Origin of the sequence: Aquabacterium lacunae (genome assembly GCF_004310865.1) — a bacterium.
Classification (GTDB): Bacteria; Pseudomonadota; Gammaproteobacteria; order Burkholderiales; family Burkholderiaceae_C; genus Aquabacterium; species Aquabacterium lacunae.
In genome coordinates this window covers 1-14,098 of sequence record NZ_SIXI01000005.1, presented here as the reverse complement: position 1 = coordinate 14,098, position 14,098 = coordinate 1, and the positions used below count along the sequence as shown (strand labels likewise).

At 63.7% G+C, this 14,098-nt stretch carries 21 protein-coding genes; 3 read left to right on the top strand and 18 right to left on the bottom strand.

Annotated elements, in window-relative coordinates:
* Positions 1-212 precede the first annotated feature (212 nt).
* A complete protein-coding gene (locus EYS42_RS12380) occupies positions 213-404 on the bottom strand; it encodes a 2TM domain-containing protein (RefSeq protein ID WP_130968500.1) in 192 nt (63 codons plus the stop codon).
* Positions 405-678: 274 nt separating this feature from the next.
* Between EYS42_RS12380 and EYS42_RS12375 the strand changes: the two genes are divergently transcribed.
* From EYS42_RS12375 to EYS42_RS12365, 3 genes are all read left to right on the top strand, one after another.
* Entirely contained in the window at positions 679-1,071 is a 393-nt protein-coding gene (locus tag EYS42_RS12375) for an HU family DNA-binding protein (RefSeq protein WP_130968499.1), read from the top strand.
* 97 nt (positions 1,072-1,168) lie between these two features.
* Positions 1,169-2,692 carry a beta-Ala-His dipeptidase gene (pepD, locus tag EYS42_RS12370; protein WP_130968498.1) on the top strand — a complete coding sequence of 508 codons (1,524 nt, stop codon included), beginning with the start codon at positions 1,169-1,171 and terminating at the stop codon, positions 2,690-2,692.
* A gap of 4 nt (positions 2,693-2,696) precedes the next feature.
* Positions 2,697-3,380, top strand: a complete 684-nt coding sequence (locus EYS42_RS12365; protein ID WP_165456762.1) for a DUF1345 domain-containing protein — start codon at positions 2,697-2,699, stop codon at positions 3,378-3,380.
* 13 nt (positions 3,381-3,393) lie between these two features.
* Here the strand turns inward: EYS42_RS12365 and EYS42_RS12360 are convergent, their stop codons facing one another.
* The 17 genes from EYS42_RS12360 to EYS42_RS12280 all read right to left on the bottom strand — a co-directional run.
* On the bottom strand, positions 3,394-3,675 hold the full coding sequence (locus EYS42_RS12360; protein WP_130968496.1) for a hypothetical protein: 282 nt from the start codon (positions 3,673-3,675) through the stop codon (positions 3,394-3,396).
* A gap of 174 nt (positions 3,676-3,849) precedes the next feature.
* The gene (locus EYS42_RS12355) at positions 3,850-4,356 is read right to left on the bottom strand and encodes a peroxiredoxin (protein WP_130968495.1); all 507 of its coding nucleotides are present in this window, start codon (positions 4,354-4,356) and stop codon (positions 3,850-3,852) included.
* 173 nt (positions 4,357-4,529) lie between these two features.
* Positions 4,530-4,805 carry a 30S ribosomal protein S17 gene (gene rpsQ / locus EYS42_RS12350; RefSeq protein WP_130968494.1) on the bottom strand — a complete coding sequence of 92 codons (276 nt, stop codon included), beginning with the start codon at positions 4,803-4,805 and terminating at the stop codon, positions 4,530-4,532.
* On the bottom strand, positions 4,802-5,011 hold the full coding sequence (gene rpmC, locus EYS42_RS12345) for a 50S ribosomal protein L29 (RefSeq protein WP_130968493.1): 210 nt from the start codon (positions 5,009-5,011) through the stop codon (positions 4,802-4,804). Before rpmC ends, rpsQ begins: the two co-directional genes overlap by 4 nt.
* 21 nt (positions 5,012-5,032) lie before the next feature.
* Positions 5,033-5,449, bottom strand: a complete 417-nt coding sequence (rplP, locus tag EYS42_RS12340; protein WP_130968492.1) for a 50S ribosomal protein L16 — start codon at positions 5,447-5,449, stop codon at positions 5,033-5,035.
* A 2-nt stretch (positions 5,450-5,451) separates the two neighbouring features.
* Positions 5,452-6,312 (bottom strand): 30S ribosomal protein S3, encoded by an 861-nt coding sequence (gene rpsC, locus EYS42_RS12335; RefSeq protein WP_130968491.1) that lies wholly within the window; start codon positions 6,310-6,312, stop codon positions 5,452-5,454.
* Positions 6,313-6,326: 14 nt separating this feature from the next.
* Positions 6,327-6,656 (bottom strand): 50S ribosomal protein L22, encoded by a 330-nt coding sequence (gene rplV, locus EYS42_RS12330; protein ID WP_130968490.1) that lies wholly within the window; start codon positions 6,654-6,656, stop codon positions 6,327-6,329.
* 12 nt (positions 6,657-6,668) lie between these two features.
* On the bottom strand, positions 6,669-6,944 hold the full coding sequence (rpsS, locus tag EYS42_RS12325; protein ID WP_130968489.1) for a 30S ribosomal protein S19: 276 nt from the start codon (positions 6,942-6,944) through the stop codon (positions 6,669-6,671).
* A 13-nt stretch (positions 6,945-6,957) separates the two neighbouring features.
* The gene (gene rplB, locus EYS42_RS12320; RefSeq protein WP_130968488.1) at positions 6,958-7,782 is read right to left on the bottom strand and encodes a 50S ribosomal protein L2; all 825 of its coding nucleotides are present in this window, start codon (positions 7,780-7,782) and stop codon (positions 6,958-6,960) included.
* A gap of 2 nt (positions 7,783-7,784) precedes the next feature.
* Complete coding sequence (gene rplW, locus EYS42_RS12315; RefSeq protein ID WP_130968487.1) at positions 7,785-8,096, bottom strand: 50S ribosomal protein L23; 312 nt, start codon at positions 8,094-8,096, stop codon at positions 7,785-7,787.
* Positions 8,093-8,716 carry a 50S ribosomal protein L4 gene (gene rplD, locus EYS42_RS12310; RefSeq protein ID WP_130968486.1) on the bottom strand — a complete coding sequence of 208 codons (624 nt, stop codon included), beginning with the start codon at positions 8,714-8,716 and terminating at the stop codon, positions 8,093-8,095. Before rplD ends, rplW begins: the two co-directional genes overlap by 4 nt.
* On the bottom strand, positions 8,716-9,390 hold the full coding sequence (gene rplC, locus EYS42_RS12305; protein ID WP_130968485.1) for a 50S ribosomal protein L3: 675 nt from the start codon (positions 9,388-9,390) through the stop codon (positions 8,716-8,718). The genes rplD and rplC overlap by 1 nt, the downstream gene beginning before the upstream one ends.
* 319 nt (positions 9,391-9,709) lie before the next feature.
* Complete coding sequence (locus EYS42_RS12300) at positions 9,710-10,651, bottom strand: PEP-CTERM sorting domain-containing protein (protein ID WP_165456761.1); 942 nt, start codon at positions 10,649-10,651, stop codon at positions 9,710-9,712.
* A gap of 220 nt (positions 10,652-10,871) precedes the next feature.
* The gene (locus EYS42_RS12295) at positions 10,872-11,804 is read right to left on the bottom strand and encodes a PEP-CTERM sorting domain-containing protein (protein WP_165456760.1); all 933 of its coding nucleotides are present in this window, start codon (positions 11,802-11,804) and stop codon (positions 10,872-10,874) included.
* Between the two features lie 274 nt (positions 11,805-12,078).
* The gene (locus EYS42_RS12290) at positions 12,079-12,927 is read right to left on the bottom strand and encodes a hypothetical protein (RefSeq protein ID WP_130968482.1); all 849 of its coding nucleotides are present in this window, start codon (positions 12,925-12,927) and stop codon (positions 12,079-12,081) included.
* A gap of 379 nt (positions 12,928-13,306) precedes the next feature.
* Complete coding sequence (rpsJ, locus tag EYS42_RS12285; protein ID WP_035037922.1) at positions 13,307-13,618, bottom strand: 30S ribosomal protein S10; 312 nt, start codon at positions 13,616-13,618, stop codon at positions 13,307-13,309.
* A gap of 76 nt (positions 13,619-13,694) precedes the next feature.
* Positions 13,695-14,098 (bottom strand): EF-Tu C-terminal domain-related protein (locus EYS42_RS12280; RefSeq protein WP_483458047.1); only part of this gene is annotated, 404 nt, incomplete at its 5' end.

Here is a 14,098-nt window from a genome sequence, read left to right as displayed (position 1 = left end):
TTGTGTTCAGTCGAAAAAAAACCGCCGGGGGTTCCGGCGGTCTTCAGGGATCTGTGTGGCCGCTTCAGGCGTTGGCCACTCCTGCGCCGGTGTTCAGCGGGAGTTGAAAGTGCCAAAAGTAAAAGCGTGCCTTGCTCATGCGCACCAATGTAGCACGAGTGCCCCGGGTGTGTGCAAGGGGTTATTGCGCAGAATCGCTCAGCGCCTGCGGCTCACTTGCGCCGGCCCCAGATCGCCCACACCGCACCGTGGGCCGCCAGGCCGATGCCCCAGCCCCAGGCCACGATGGGGGCCCAGTCGGTGCCTGGAGAATACTTCTGGTTCAGGGCCATCAGGCCGGCATTGACCGCCGTGAACACCACGGCGTGGATGACGAAACTGGTCTGCAGCAGGGATCCGGACATGTTGTGTACTCCTCGGTTGGCAACAGTGGGCGCAGTCTAGGCACCACGGCTCGGAACCGGGGCGCCACTTGATTGTGAGAGTCCGGCTCAGTGTGTCCAGGCCCCACACCCCTCGGCTCGGGGGAGCCCAGAACCCGGACAATCGGCCACAGCCCCGATGAACACTGGTGTTGCGCGCATGCGCCTTCCCCACAAAGACACTGTTTTTGCCCTGGGCAATCGGTGCACAATCAAGGGCCCACGCTTGGTGGGTGTTTCGACACATGACGCCATCATGAACAAGACCGATCTCATCGAACGCCTGGCCGAGAAGCACTCGCTGTCCAAGGCCGAAGCCGGCCGAGTCCTGGAGACCCTGCTGGACACCATCGTTGCCTCCGTCAAGAAGGGCGACGCCGTCACCATCCCCGGCTTTGGCTCGTTCAAGCTGCACGCCCGTGCCGCCCGCAACGGCGTGAACCCCAGCAACGGCGAAAAGATCAAGATCGCTGCCGCCAAGCTGCCCAAGTTCACCCCGGGTGCCACCTTCAAGGCCGCCGTCGACCCCAAGGGCGCTGCCAAGAAGGCCGCCAAGGCTGCCGCAGCCCCCAAGGCCGCCGCCAAGCCCGCCAAGAAGGCCGCAGCCAAACCCGCTGCCAAGCCTGCCGCCAAGAAGGCCAAGAAGTGATCCTGGGGTTCGCCCCGGTCTGATCTGTCAGGGCCCCTTGCCGGGGCCCTTTCGCTTTCTGTCGTCCTCTCGCACAGCCTGCGCGGCACGTCTTGCCATGGCCCACACCGCCTCGCCCACCGACACATCGCCTGATGCCGCTTCGGTCAATGCACTCAACGCTGAGTTGCTGGCCTTGCACCCGCAGGCCGTGTGGTCGCACTTCGCCCACTTCTGCCGCATCCCCAGGCCGTCGAAACACGAAGGCGCCATCCGGCAGCACCTGCTCGACTGGGCCGCATCCCAAGGCCTGGCCACCGAGGTGGACGCCGCCGGCAACCTGCTGATCCGCAAGCCGGCCCAGCACCGCCCCGCCAGCACCGCACCCCTGGCCCTGCAGGCCCACCTCGACATGGTGTGTCAGAAGCAGGCCCACAGCGCCCATGATTTCGAGCGAGACCCGATCCACGCGGTGGTCGATGGCGACTGGGTGCGTGCGCCCGACACCACCCTGGGTGCCGACAACGGCATCGGCGCGGCGCTGATGCTGGCGCTGCTGGCATGCCGCGACACCCCCCACCCGCCGCTGGAGGCGCTGTTCACGGTCGACGAAGAAGCCGGCATGGGGGGCGCCCACGGCCTGCAACCCGGCTGGCTGCAGGCGCGACGCATGCTCAACCTCGACACCGAAGCCTGGGGCGAGTTCTACCTGGGGTGTGCCGGTGGGCTCGACGTGGACGTTCGCGAGGCCTGGCAGCCCGAGCCCCTGCCCACAGGACATCACGCCTTGCAGATCAGCCTGCAGGGCTTGCGCGGCGGGCACTCCGGCGTCGACATCCATGAGCAGCGCGGCAATGCGATTGCCCTGCTGGTGCAGGTGCTGCATGACCTGCAGGCACGCTGCCGCCTGCGCATTGTGGAGCTGGTCGGCGGCAACGCCCGCAACGCCATCCCCCGAGAGGCCCAAGCCCTGGTGCTGGTGCCTCAGGCCCATGCCGAGGCACTGCCCGATGCCCTGGCGCTCTGGTCTCAGTGGCTGCAGCAAAGCCAGCACGGGCAGGAACCCGGGCTCACGCTGCACGCCAGCGCGGTGCCCTCTGCGCACCTGGCCCACCGGCCCGGCCTCGCGCCCTGGCCGGCCCAGCAGCGCTGGCTGCAGGCCCTTCGCGCATCGCCCCACGGTGTGCACCGCATGAGCCAGGCCGTGCCCGGTGTGGTCGACACCTCCAACAACCTGGGCATCGTGGCCTGGGGCCCTCAGGGTGCGCACGTGAATTTCATGGTGCGCTCGCTGCGCGAGGCGGGCAACCGCGAACTGGCCGCCCAGCTGTCGGCCCTGTGGATGCTGGCTGGCACCACGCCAGAAATCAGCGGGGCCTATCCCGGCTGGACACCTGCGCCCCAGTCGCCCCTGCTTCAGCATTGCGAGCAGGTGTTCCTGCGCACCTTCGGCTGCGCCAGCCAGCGGCAGGTCATCCACGCCGGCCTCGAATGCGGCCTGATCGCCGCGGTGTACCCAGGCATGGACATCGTCTCCTTCGGGCCCACCATCACCGGCGCACATGCACCCGGCGAAGCCGTGCACATCCCCGCGGTGGCCCAGTGCTGGCAGCTGCTTCAGGCCATCGTGCGCGAGGCCTGAAGCCATGCAACGCCCCGCCCCACATGCCCCGTCACGCCTGTGGGTGCAGGTGCAAGGGCGCCCGATGCTCTTCGGTGCGCTGCTGCTGGGGCTGGTGCTCGGGCTGCTGCTGTCGCGCGCCTGGCCAGGCCATGGCATGGCCGCCGCCCTGGTGGCCTGGGACGTGGGCGTGCTGGGCTACATGGTGGCCGCCACCCTGCTGGTGCTCCGCGAGCGCCCTCAGGACAGCCTGGCACGCGCACAGCGTCTGGACGCCGGACAGGCCCTGGTGCTGAGCAGCTCGGTGCTGGCCGCCGTGGCCAGCATGGCCGCGATCGGCGCCGAGGTGCTGCGGGCCAAAGGCCTGCATGGCAGCGAAAGGCTGCTGCACCTGGGTCTGGCAGGGGCCACGATTGCGGTGTCGTGGGCCTTCATCCACTTCGTGTTCGCCTTGCACTACGCCCACGGCTACCACCTGGGCACCCACCACCGTGGGGAGGGCGGGCTCGACTTTCCCGGCAGCGACGCGCCCGATTTCGTCGATTTCCTGTATTTGTCGTTCGTGATCGGCACCTCGGCCCAGACCGCCGACGTGGCGTTCACCAGCCGGCGCATGCGGAGGCTGGCCCTGGTGCACTGTGTGCTGGCCTTCCTCTTCAACACCACGGTGCTGGCCCTGACCATCAACCTGGTGGCCAGCTTGTGGTGAACCGCCCCGGAGGTCAGCGGCAGGTGATCACCAGCTGAGCCCGGCGGTCGTCACCATCCAGGCGCTGCATGGCCAGGTTCCACCACCTCGGCAACGCCCAATCTGGCGTCAGCCCTGCAGCCTTGTCGGCCTGCCGATGCACCTCATGGCCCTGGGCGCACCGCCTACTGGCTTCGGCCTGCAAGGCGTCGCCGTTCGGACCGTACAAAGCGTAGCTGGCAGGCCCGCCACTGTTCAGCCGCTCCACGGCCACCTGGGCGCAACCACCCAGCAAGCCCAAGCTTGCAGCCAGCACCGCACGCGTCAAGCAGCGGCGTGTCGCACTGGCCCATGGCCGCCAACGGTACGGGTGGTGAGCTGTGGAAGAAGCAAAAAGGGGGCACATGGCCCCCATTGGATCGTTTCGGCTGCACAGCCCAACGCCTGAACAAAGGGCCGAGAGCCCGGCTGTTCGGCATGCAGGCTCGACTCAGCCGCGCACCTGCTTGAGCAAGGTGTCGGCGTCGCTGACGGCATAGCCGCCGCCCTTCTCATCGTTCAGCTGGGTCACGACACCGTCTTTCACCAGCATCGAGAAACGGCCGGCACGCAAACCCAGCCCCCTGGCGCTCAGGTCCAGCGTGAGGCCCAGGGCCTTGGCGAACTCGGCGCTGCCATCGGCCATCATGCGCACCTTGCCTTGCGCACCCAGCTCACGGCCCCAGGCGCCCATCACGAAGGCATCGTTCACCGACACGCACCAGATCTCGTCGACACCGGCCGCCTTGAAGGCCTCAGCCTGGGCGATGTAACCGGGGGCGTGCTGGGCCGAACAGGTGGGCGTGAAGGCGCCGGGCAGACCAAAGATGGCGATGGTCTTGCCTGCGACGCTCTGGGCCACATCGAAGGCATTGGGCCCCAGGCTGCAGCCGTTGCCTTCCACTTCGATGTACTCGAACAGCTTGCCGCCAGGCAGCTTGTCACCCACTTGGATCATTCCCGTCTCCGAAAAAAAGAAAAACCGGCCACCAGTATCGCTGGAGAGCCGGTTCTCAAATGACAAAGGCCGCAGGAACCCCCGCGGCCTTCAGGGCCAGCCCTTGCACCGTTCAGCAAAAAATGCTGCCGGCGCCGGGCCAACCTGGGGTGCCCGCCAAGGCACCCCGTGCATCACACTGCAGCAGCCTTTTCAACCAGGCGGGAGACCACCCAGTTCTTGGTCTTCGACAGCGGACGGCTTTCGGTGATTTCGACCACGTCACCCTTGTGGAACTCGTTGTTCTCATCATGGGCGTGGTACTTGGCCGACTTCATCACGATCTTGCCGTACAGGGCGTGCTTCACACGACGCTCGACCAGCACGGTCACGGTCTTGGCGCGGGCGTCAGAGACGACCTTGCCAACCAGGGTGCGGACGACCTTGGCCTTGGTTTGAGCTTCCGTCATTGAGCGGCTCCTTGCTTCTTCTTCTCGGCCAGGATGGTCTTGGCGCGAGCGATGTCACGACGGGTCTTGCCCAGGGCAGACGTGTCGTTCAGCTGCTGGGTGGCACGCTGCATGCGCATGTTGAAGTGCGACTTCAGCAGGGCCTTGATTTCCGATTCCAGTGCGGCCACATCTTTGGCGCGCAGTTCAGAGGCTTTGTTAGCCATTTCTTTCTCCTTGCGCGTCAATCAGATGCCGAACTGACGGCCCACGAACGTGGTCATCAGAGGCAGTTTGGCAGCGGCCAGCTTGAAGGCCTCGCGAGCGAGTTCTTCAGGCACGCCCTGGATTTCGTACAGCACCTTGCCGGGGGTGATTTCGGCGACGTAGTATTCGACCGAACCCTTGCCGTTGCCCATACGCACTTCAGCCGGTTTGTTGGTGATCGGCTTGTCGGGGAAGATGCGGATGAAGATGCGGCCGCCACGCTTGACGTGACGCGAGATGGCACGACGAGCAGCTTCGATCTGACGGGCGGTCAGACGACCACGCTCGGTGGCCTTCAGGCCGAAATCGCCGAAGGACACGTCGGCGCCACGGGTGGCGACACCCGTGTTACGGCCTTTGTGCTCCTTGCGGAACTTGCGACGATTAGGTTGCAGCATGTTTATTCTCCTTTGGCTTCGGCGGCAGGCGCGGCCTTGCGGACACGCTTGGCGCCAGCGGCGTCAGCAGCGGCGGCAGGCTTGTCGCTGCCATCGCTGGGGGCGCCGTCAGCGCGCGGGCCACCACGGCCGCCACGGGGACCGCGACGGTCGTTCGGACGGTCGCCACGGGGGCCACGACGGTTGCGACGATCGTCTTCACGGTCTTCGCCCTTCAGCACGGGAGCCTCGCCGTTGGCCAGGCGGTCACCGCGGTAGACCCAGACCTTCACACCGATCACACCGTAGGTGGTGTGGGCTTCGGAGAAGCCGTAATCGATGTCAGCCTTCAGGGTGTGCAGGGGCACACGGCCTTCACGGTACCACTCGGTGCGAGCGATTTCGATGCCGTTCAGACGGCCACCGGACATGATCTTGATGCCTTGGGCACCCAGACGCATGGCGTTCTGCATCGCACGCTTCATGGCGCGACGGAACATGATGCGCTTTTCCAGCTGCTGCGTGATCGAGTCGGCGATCAGTTGAGCATCGACTTCAGGCTTGCGCACTTCTTCGATGTTCACCGAGACCGGCACGTTCAGGCGCTTGGCCAGTTCAGCCTTCAGGTTCTCGATGTCCTCACCCTTCTTGCCGATCACCACGCCCGGACGAGCCGAGAAAATGGTGATGCGGGCGCTCTTGGCAGGACGCTCGATCAGAATGCGCGACACGGCGGCATTCTTCAGCTTCTTCTTCAGGAATTCGCGGACTTCCAGGTCTTCAGCCAGCATCGAGGCGAAGTTGCGGTTGGTGGCGTACCAACGCGAAGCCCAGTTGCGGGTGACGGCCAAACGGAAGCCGGTTGGGTGGATTTTCTGTCCCATGGTTCAGCCTCTGCTTAGTTGCCCACGGTCACATAGATGTGGCAAGTCGGCTTGCTGATGCGGTTGCCACGGCCCTTTGCACGGGCGGTGAAACGCTTCAGCGTGGTGCCTTGCTCCACATAGATGCTGGTGACCTTCAGTTCGTCGATGTCAGCGCCGTCATTGTGTTCGGCGTTGGCGATCGCAGATTCCAGTGCCTTCTTGACAATGCCGGCAGCCTTCTTCTGGGTGAACGTCAGGATGTTGAGGGCCTGATCGACCTTCTTGCCGCGGATCAGGTCAGCCACGAGGCGGCCCTTGTCCACAGAGAGGCGAACGCCGCGAACGATTGCTTTGGTTTCCATCGTCGCTGCTCCTTACTTTTTGGCCTTCTTGTCGCCAGGGTGACCCTTGAACGTACGGGTCAGGGCGAACTCGCCAAGCTTGTGGCCAACCATCTGGTCGGTCACGTACACGGGCACATGCTGCTTGCCGTTGTGCACGGCAATGGTCAGGCCGATGAATTCGGGCAGGATGGTCGAACGACGCGACCAGGTCTTGACCGGCTTCTTGTCCTTGTTCGCGTTGGCCTTTTCAACCTTGGCGATCAAGTGGTGGTCCACGAAAGGACCTTTCTTCAGAGAACGAGCCATATCAGCCTACCTCTTACTTCTTGCGACGCGAGACAATGAATGCCTGCGTGCGCTTGTTGTTGCGGGTGCGGTAGCCCTTGGCCGGGGTGTTCCACGGCGACACAGGGACCTGACCTTCACCAGTACGGCCCTCACCACCACCGTGCGGGTGGTCGATCGGGTTCATGGCGGTACCACGGACGGTCGGGCGGATGCCCTTCCAGCGGATGGCGCCGGCCTTGCCGTATTGACGCAGGCTGTGCTCTTCGTTGCTCACTTCACCCAGGGTGGCGCGGCATTCGATGTGGATCTTGCGAACTTCACCCGAGCGCAGGCGGACCTGAGCGTAAGTACCTTCACGAGCCATCAGAACAGCCGAGGTGCCAGCCGAACGAGCGATCTGACCGCCCTTGCCAGGCTTCAGTTCGATGTTGTGGATGGTCGAGCCCACGGGGATGTTGCGGATCGGCAGGGTGTTGCCAGCCTTGATCGGAGCTTCAGAGCCCGACAGGATGGTGGCGCCCACTTCCAGACCACGCGGAGCGATCACGTAACGACGTTCGCCGTCGGCGTAGCACACCAGAGCGATGTGGGCCGTGCGGTTCGGGTCGTACTCGATGCGTTCAACCTTGGCGGGGATGCCGTCCTTGTTGCGCACGAAGTCCACCACGCGGTAGTGGTGCTTGTGACCGCCGCCCTTGTGGCGAACGGTGATGTGACCGTTGTTGTTACGGCCAGAGTTTTGCTTTTGCGGCTCAAGCAGCGAAGCCTCAGGCTTGCCCTTGTGCAGGTGCTTGTGCACCACCTTCACCACGGCACGGCGGCCAGGCGAGGTCGGTTTGACTTTCACGACAGCCATGATTACGCGGCCTCCCCGGAGAAGTTCAGCTCTTGACCGTCCTTCAGGCTCACAAAAGCCTTCTTGGCGTGGTCACGACGGCCGATGCGGCCACCAAAGCGCTTGACTTTGCCCTTTTGGTTCAGGACTTGCACCGACTTCACTTCGACCTTGAACAGCAGCTCAACAGCGGCCTTGATCTCGGGCTTGGTGGCATCGCGCAGCACCTTGAACACCACTTGACCGCGCTCGGCAGCAGCGGTGGCCTTTTCCGAAATGATCGGAGCGACCAGCACTTGCATCAGGCGGTTTTCATCGAATTTCAGAGTGCTCATGCGAACATCTCCTGCAGCTGGGCGATCGCAGCCTTGGTCACCACAACCTTCTTGTAGAAGACCAGAGACACGGGATCGGCGTAACGGGGCTCAACGACCAGCACGTTGGGCAGGTTGCGCGAGGCCAGGAACAGGTTGTCGTCGACGTTGTCGGCGATGACCAGCACGTGTTCCAGATTCATGGCCTTCAGCTTGGCAGCCAGCAGCTTGGTCTTGGGGGCTTCGACGGTCAGCGAATCGACCACAGCCAGACGGCCTTCACGAGCCAGTTGCGAGAAGATGGCGGCCATGCCGGCGCGGTACATCTTCTTGTTCACTTTCTGGGTGAAGTTTTCGTCGGGGCTGTTCGGGAAGATGCGACCACCGCCACGCCACAGAGGCGACGACGACATACCAGCACGAGCGCGGCCGGTGCCCTTTTGGCGCCAGGGCTTCTTGGTGGTGTGCTTGACCTGTTCGCGGTCTTTCTGAGCGCGGGTGCCTTGACGGGCATTGGCCTTGTAAGCAACGACGATCTGGTGAATCAGAGCTTCGTTGTACTCACGGCCGAACACGGTGTCGGAAGCTTCAACCTTGGAAGCAGCCTGACCCTGTTCGTTCAGGAGTTCGAGCTGTGCCATCAGTTGGCTCCTTTCTTGACCTTGACCTTCACGGCCGGGCGCACGGTGACGAAGCCACCCTTGGCACCGGGGACGGCACCCTTGACCAGCAGCAGTTGACGGGCTTCGTCAACGCGCACGACGTCGAGGTTTTGCGTGGTCACGGTGTCATTGCCCATCTGGCCGGACATGCGCTTGCCAGGGAACACGCGGCCGGGATCCTGGGCCATCGAGATGGAGCCGGGAACGTTGTGCGAGCGCGAGTTACCGTGCGATGCACGTTGCGAACCGAAGTTGTGGCGCTTGATGGTGCCAGTGAAGCCCTTACCGATCGAGGTGCCTTGCACGTCAACCAGCTGACCGGCCTGGAACAGGGCGGCGGGGGCGATGGTGGTACCGGCCTTGTATTCGGCAGCGACTTCGGCGGGAACGCGGAATTCCTTGACGAATTCACCGGCTTCCACGCCAGCCTTGGCCATGTGACCAGCTTCAGGCTTGGTCACGCGCGATGCCTTGCGGGCACCAAACACCACCTGCAGGGCGGTGTAGCCGTCGGTCTCAACGGTTTTGACCTGAGCCACGCGGTTGTTCGACACGTCGAGCACCGTCACAGGCACGGCATCGCCGTCGTCTGTGTAGATGCGCATCATGCCCACCTTGCGACCCAGCAATCCGAGGCGATTGCTAAGACTCATATTTTTCTCCAACCCCTTGATCCTGCAACGGATTTGTGGGGCCTGTTCACACACCCGACAACGATTGGCCGGGGCGACTTGGGTTGCTTGGAACACACCGGTTGCCCAGCGCGCTTTTGGCTTTCTTCCCTGCGCCACACGGGCCGCCAACACCTTTTGGAAAAGGCATGAGCAACCCGTCCTTTGCGGGAAAGCCTGCGATGCTATCAAATGCCCGCACATTTGGCAAGCGCAAGGCCCGCTCAGACGCAAAAGGGGCGCCGAAGGGCGCCCCTTTGTGTGCTGCGCAGCCAGGCGGCTTTCGCAGTGGTGCTTCCCGTCAGGCTGCCTGCAGTTGACGACGACGGCGGGCCGCCACACCGGCCACGATCACACCGACCAGGGCCAGGCCCACAGTTTCGGGCTCAGGCACTGCAGCGGCGGCCGTAGCGCGGAAGTTCAGGGTGGAGTTCACCACGCCGTAGTCGGTGACGGCAGTCAAGGCGCTGATCCCGGCATTGGTCAGACCCAAGCTGTTCCTGAAGAAGTTGAAGCCTTCGGTGGTGACCTTCAGGCCGCTGATCGTGTTGCGCGCAGTGATCAGGACGTCGACGCCATTGGCGCCGGGCACCGGCGTGACCGTGAAGCCCTTGGCGGCCAGGGCCGCCAGCGGATCGGCGCCCGCCAGATCGGCGGGGCTGATGGCGGTGGGGCCCGAAATGCTGTCGTAGGTCCACAACGCCTGATTGGGCAGGTTGATCGACAAGGAGGGCCGGAACGATGCGCTCGTGGGGGAGCCCACGGCATTGCGGAAACCATCCAGGTCGGCGTAGATGGTCTTGTTGGTCAGGTCGAAACGCAGGTTCGTGACCTTGGCCGAGCCGCCCGACAGGGTCGAGTTGCGCGTGGCGAACAATTCCACGCCACCCTCGGATTGCACGCCCAGCACCTCGCCCGATGCGGACAAGGTGGCGCCTGTGACGTTGGCACGGGCCGACGCGGTGTAACGGCTCAGCGGATCTTCTGGGTCCAGCATGCCCTGGCTGACAACCGCACCACCCACGCCATTGATGTTCACCTGACCTGCGTTGAGCGCAGAGATCAAGCCGCCGGCGGTGGCAGGGTCACTGCCGTCATAGCAGAACTGGGCATCGCAGTTGCTGAAGGTCAGCACACCGCTGCCGCCAGTGAAGCTGATGTCGTATGCAGCAGCCTGCACCAGGGGTGCTGCGGCCATCACTGCGGTGGCGGCCAGCGTCTTTTTCCACGCCTGATTGATCATTGTGTTCTCCTGTTGGATTCGGTTCATGAACCCAGCACGGCCCAATACCGTGATGGAATGCTCATGCTGGATCGCTTTTGCGCCAAACGCACCAGGGTTTGCCCGATTTTCTTACCATTGGTGGCAACTGAGATGTCTCAGCACAATGCGAAAGGGCGCCCGCGGCGCCCCTTCCCTCGTTCGCAGCGCAAGCCATTGGCCTTTGCTGCGGTGCGGACCGTCAGGCCGCTTGCACCTGGCTGCGTCGGCGTGCGGCCGCGGCGAACCCGATCAAGCCCAACAAGGACAGGCTCATGGTGGTGGGTTCCGGCACGGGTGACGGCGTGAACAAGGGCGGCGTCCGGAAGTTCAACGTGGCATTCACCACGCCGTAGTCGGTGACCGCAGTCAGGGCCGAGATGCCTGCGTTGGTCAGCCCCAAACTGTTCTTGAAGAAATCAAAGCCTTCGGGGGTCACCTTCAGGCCGCTGATGGTGTTGTTCGCTGTGTACTGCACGTGAGGATCAACACCGTCGAAGCGTTTAGTGACCGTGAAGCCCGCGGCAGTCATGGCCGCAACGGAATCGGCCGCGCCCAAGGCAGCGGGGGGGAGGACCGTGGGGCCTGAAATGCGGTCAAAGGTCCACAAAGCCTGTCCAACCAAGGTGAACGACGCCGCGGGGCGGGTGCCCACGGCACTGCGCAGCCCATCCAAGTTGGCGTAGATGGTCTTGTTGGTCAGGTCGAAGCGCAGGTTGGTGACCTTGGCCGAACCTCCGGTCAGGGTCGAGTTCCGCGCGGCGAACAGCTCTACGCCGCCCGCTGACTGCACGCTGAGGACCTCACCCGCATCAGACAACGTGGCGCCCGTGACTTGGGCGGCGGCCGAGGCGGCGTAACGCGTGAGGATGTCAGCCGGGTCAAGCGCCCCTTGGGTGACCAGCGCGCCGCCAACGCCGCGGATGTTCACCTGGCCTGCGTTGAGCGCAGAGATCAGTCCGCCAGCCGTGGAGGGGTCTGAACCGTCATAACAAAATGAGGCGTCGCAATTGCTGAAGCTCAGCACGCCCGCCCCCCCCGCGAACACGGCGTTTGGCGCGGCATGTGCCAGAGGCATTGCGGCCAGCACGACTGCGACGGCAGCCAGGGTCTTTTTCAAAACAAAGTGGGTCATCAAGTCCTCCTGTTGATTGGAATGCGCAAGCCTGCCACAGTGCGTTGCCGTGACAGGCTGGTCATTTTGCCGACTCGTTGTTCTCAAGGCAAAAGGGTTTCCCTGTCCTTGTTGCCCATGACCCACCCACGAGGGAACTGGGCACGCCCTGAACACACAGGCCGGCCAGGCCGCACAGCCCCCCCCAAGGTCCGGGCGAAAAAAAACCGCCCCGTGGTGCGGTTTGCTGGCGGGTTGGTCCTTTCTGTTTCCGCTGCTCACACTTGAAGGCGGCTCAGCAGGGCGACACTGCATCCAGCGGGGCCGCACGCAGTGACCAGGGTGCTCGCTGGCGCACGACCTTCACAAACAGGCCCGCCAGCCCACACAGCGCCAGGGCCCAGCCCTCGGGCTCTGGCACAGGCAGCCCCACCGCCACCACTTGTGCAGTCAGAACCGAGGGCACGGCAAAGTCGCCCGCTGGCAGCATGGCTCCCAAGCTCCTGTCGCTGCTCAAAGTGGCACTCAAGATGCGCATGCCTTCCGACGACAAGGCCAGGTTCGAGAGCCCGAACGTAAGCCCGTAGGTGTAATGCCCTAGGCCCCCGCGAGATTGGATGTCGATCACCCGATACCCCCCTTGGGCCAACACCGCAGGCAGGTTGTCGCTTTGACGTGTGTCGGCCCATGCAGGTGCAGGCGCGGTCAGGCTGAAGGTCATGACAGGCACCCGACCGACATCGAATGACTGATGTGCGTTCGATGGCGACGTCCAGGCAGTTCCTGACACAGACGCCACAACCACGCCTTGCGCCAAGTCGAAGGTCAGGTCGCGCAGAGCCAGGCGCCCGCCGCGCCACTGCCCCGGTTGGTCTGGCGCATGCAGCTCAAGCCCGCCTTGGGCCTGGAGCGAAAGCACCCGACCATCTCGTTGGTCGATGGTGACGGACTGCCACGCACTGCGCCATTCGACACCTGTGCGCGAGGCAGGTGTCTGGGCGTCGAGAAAGCGCTCTGTCACGGTGGCGCCGTCCAGGCCCTGCAACTGCACGCCAAATGTGTTGAATGCCAGGATGCTGCCGCCCAGCGTGCCCAGGTCGACGCCATCGAAACAGCTGTTTGCGTCACAGGTCGACAGTGACATCTGGACCTGGCCGCCCAGAAAGTGATCATCAATCGGACGTCGCTCGGGTTCCGCTGGCGCCACTGGCAGCGTAACTGAGCTTGCCTGCACAACGCCTGCAACTGACAAAACGAAGGCCGCCCATGTGGCCCGCCACATGCTTCTCACGCTTGCGGGGCGATTCGCCATCTGTTCCTCCAATGGATGAATTGGTGCGCAGCAGCTTTGTGCCACTGTCGTCCGTCTTTTTTCAGACCTCTTATTTTGCAAACGGGCTTCTCGATACGACTCAGCGTTTTCCCTTTCGCGCCCTGCCCACCCATGGGGGAACCCAGGCGAAAAAAAACCGCCCCGTGGGGCGGTTTGCTGGCGGGTGTGGGCCGGATGAACCGGCCGCACATCACTGCAGCTTGATTTCGACGTCCACGCCGGCAGGCAGGTCGAGCTTCATCAGAGCGTCAACCGTCTTGTCGGTGGGATCGACGATGTCCATCAGGCGCTGATGGGTGCGGATTTCGAACTGGTCGCGCGAGGTCTTGTTGACGTGCGGCGAACGCAGGATGTCGAAACGTTGCAGGCGGGTCGGCAGAGGCACGGGGCCCTTGACGATGGCGCCGGTGCGCTTGGCGGTTTCAACGATTTCAGCCGACGACTGGTCGATCAGCTTGTAATCGAAGGCCTTCAGGCGGATGCGGATCTTCTGTTGTGCCATGACACACTTCCTTTAATCAAAGAGCGATGAAGAAGCCCGTGCGGCAAGACACCGCGACGGGCCAGTGTCATGCGAATCAGTCGAGGATCTTGGCCACCACGCCGGCGCCGACGGTACGACCGCCTTCACGGATGGCGAAGCGCAGGCCTTCTTCCATGGCGATCGGGGCGATCAGCTTGACGGTGATCGACACGTTGTCGCCAGGCATCACCATTTCCTTGTCGGCCGGCAGCTCGATCGAGCCGGTCACGTCGGTGGTGCGGAAGTAGAACTGAGGACGGTAGTTGTTGAAGAACGGGGTGTGACGGCCGCCTTCGTCCTTGCTCAGCACGTAGATTTCGCCGGTGAAGTGGGTGTGCGGCTTGATCGAACCGGGCTTGCACAGCACTTGGCCGCGCTGCACGTCTTCACGCTTGGTGCCGCGCAGCAGGATGCCCACGTTGTCGCCAGCTTGACCTTGGTCCAGCAGCTTGCGGAACA

Excerpts from the sequence above, each read along its gene's own strand:
- EYS42_RS12380 (WP_130968500.1), bottom strand. The coding sequence starts at position 404 with ATGTCCGGATCCCTGCTGCAGACCAGTTTCGTCATCCACGCCGTGGTG.
- EYS42_RS12375 (WP_130968499.1), top strand. The coding sequence starts at position 679 with ATGAACAAGACCGATCTCATCGAACGCCTGGCCGAGAAGCACTCGCTG.
- pepD (WP_130968498.1), top strand. The coding sequence starts at position 1,169 with ATGGCCCACACCGCCTCGCCCACCGACACATCGCCTGATGCCGCTTCG.
- EYS42_RS12365 (WP_165456762.1), top strand. The coding sequence starts at position 2,697 with ATGCAACGCCCCGCCCCACATGCCCCGTCACGCCTGTGGGTGCAGGTG.
- EYS42_RS12355 (WP_130968495.1), bottom strand. The coding sequence starts at position 4,356 with ATGATCCAAGTGGGTGACAAGCTGCCTGGCGGCAAGCTGTTCGAGTAC.
- rpsQ (WP_130968494.1), bottom strand. The coding sequence starts at position 4,805 with ATGACGGAAGCTCAAACCAAGGCCAAGGTCGTCCGCACCCTGGTTGGC.
- rpmC (WP_130968493.1), bottom strand. The coding sequence starts at position 5,011 with ATGGCTAACAAAGCCTCTGAACTGCGCGCCAAAGATGTGGCCGCACTG.
- rplP (WP_130968492.1), bottom strand. The coding sequence starts at position 5,449 with ATGCTGCAACCTAATCGTCGCAAGTTCCGCAAGGAGCACAAAGGCCGT.
- rpsC (WP_130968491.1), bottom strand. The coding sequence starts at position 6,312 with ATGGGACAGAAAATCCACCCAACCGGCTTCCGTTTGGCCGTCACCCGC.
- rplV (WP_130968490.1), bottom strand. The coding sequence starts at position 6,656 with ATGGAAACCAAAGCAATCGTTCGCGGCGTTCGCCTCTCTGTGGACAAG.
- rpsS (WP_130968489.1), bottom strand. The coding sequence starts at position 6,944 with ATGGCTCGTTCTCTGAAGAAAGGTCCTTTCGTGGACCACCACTTGATC.
- rplB (WP_130968488.1), bottom strand. The coding sequence starts at position 7,782 with ATGGCTGTCGTGAAAGTCAAACCGACCTCGCCTGGCCGCCGTGCCGTG.
- rplW (WP_130968487.1), bottom strand. The coding sequence starts at position 8,096 with ATGAGCACTCTGAAATTCGATGAAAACCGCCTGATGCAAGTGCTGGTC.
- rplD (WP_130968486.1), bottom strand. The coding sequence starts at position 8,716 with ATGGCACAGCTCGAACTCCTGAACGAACAGGGTCAGGCTGCTTCCAAG.
- rplC (WP_130968485.1), bottom strand. The coding sequence starts at position 9,390 with ATGAGTCTTAGCAATCGCCTCGGATTGCTGGGTCGCAAGGTGGGCATG.
- EYS42_RS12300 (WP_165456761.1), bottom strand. The coding sequence starts at position 10,651 with ATGATCAATCAGGCGTGGAAAAAGACGCTGGCCGCCACCGCAGTGATG.
- EYS42_RS12295 (WP_165456760.1), bottom strand. The coding sequence starts at position 11,804 with ATGACCCACTTTGTTTTGAAAAAGACCCTGGCTGCCGTCGCAGTCGTG.
- EYS42_RS12290 (WP_130968482.1), bottom strand. The coding sequence starts at position 12,927 with ATGTCACTGTCGACCTGTGACGCAAACAGCTGTTTCGATGGCGTCGAC.
- rpsJ (WP_035037922.1), bottom strand. The coding sequence starts at position 13,618 with ATGGCACAACAGAAGATCCGCATCCGCCTGAAGGCCTTCGATTACAAG.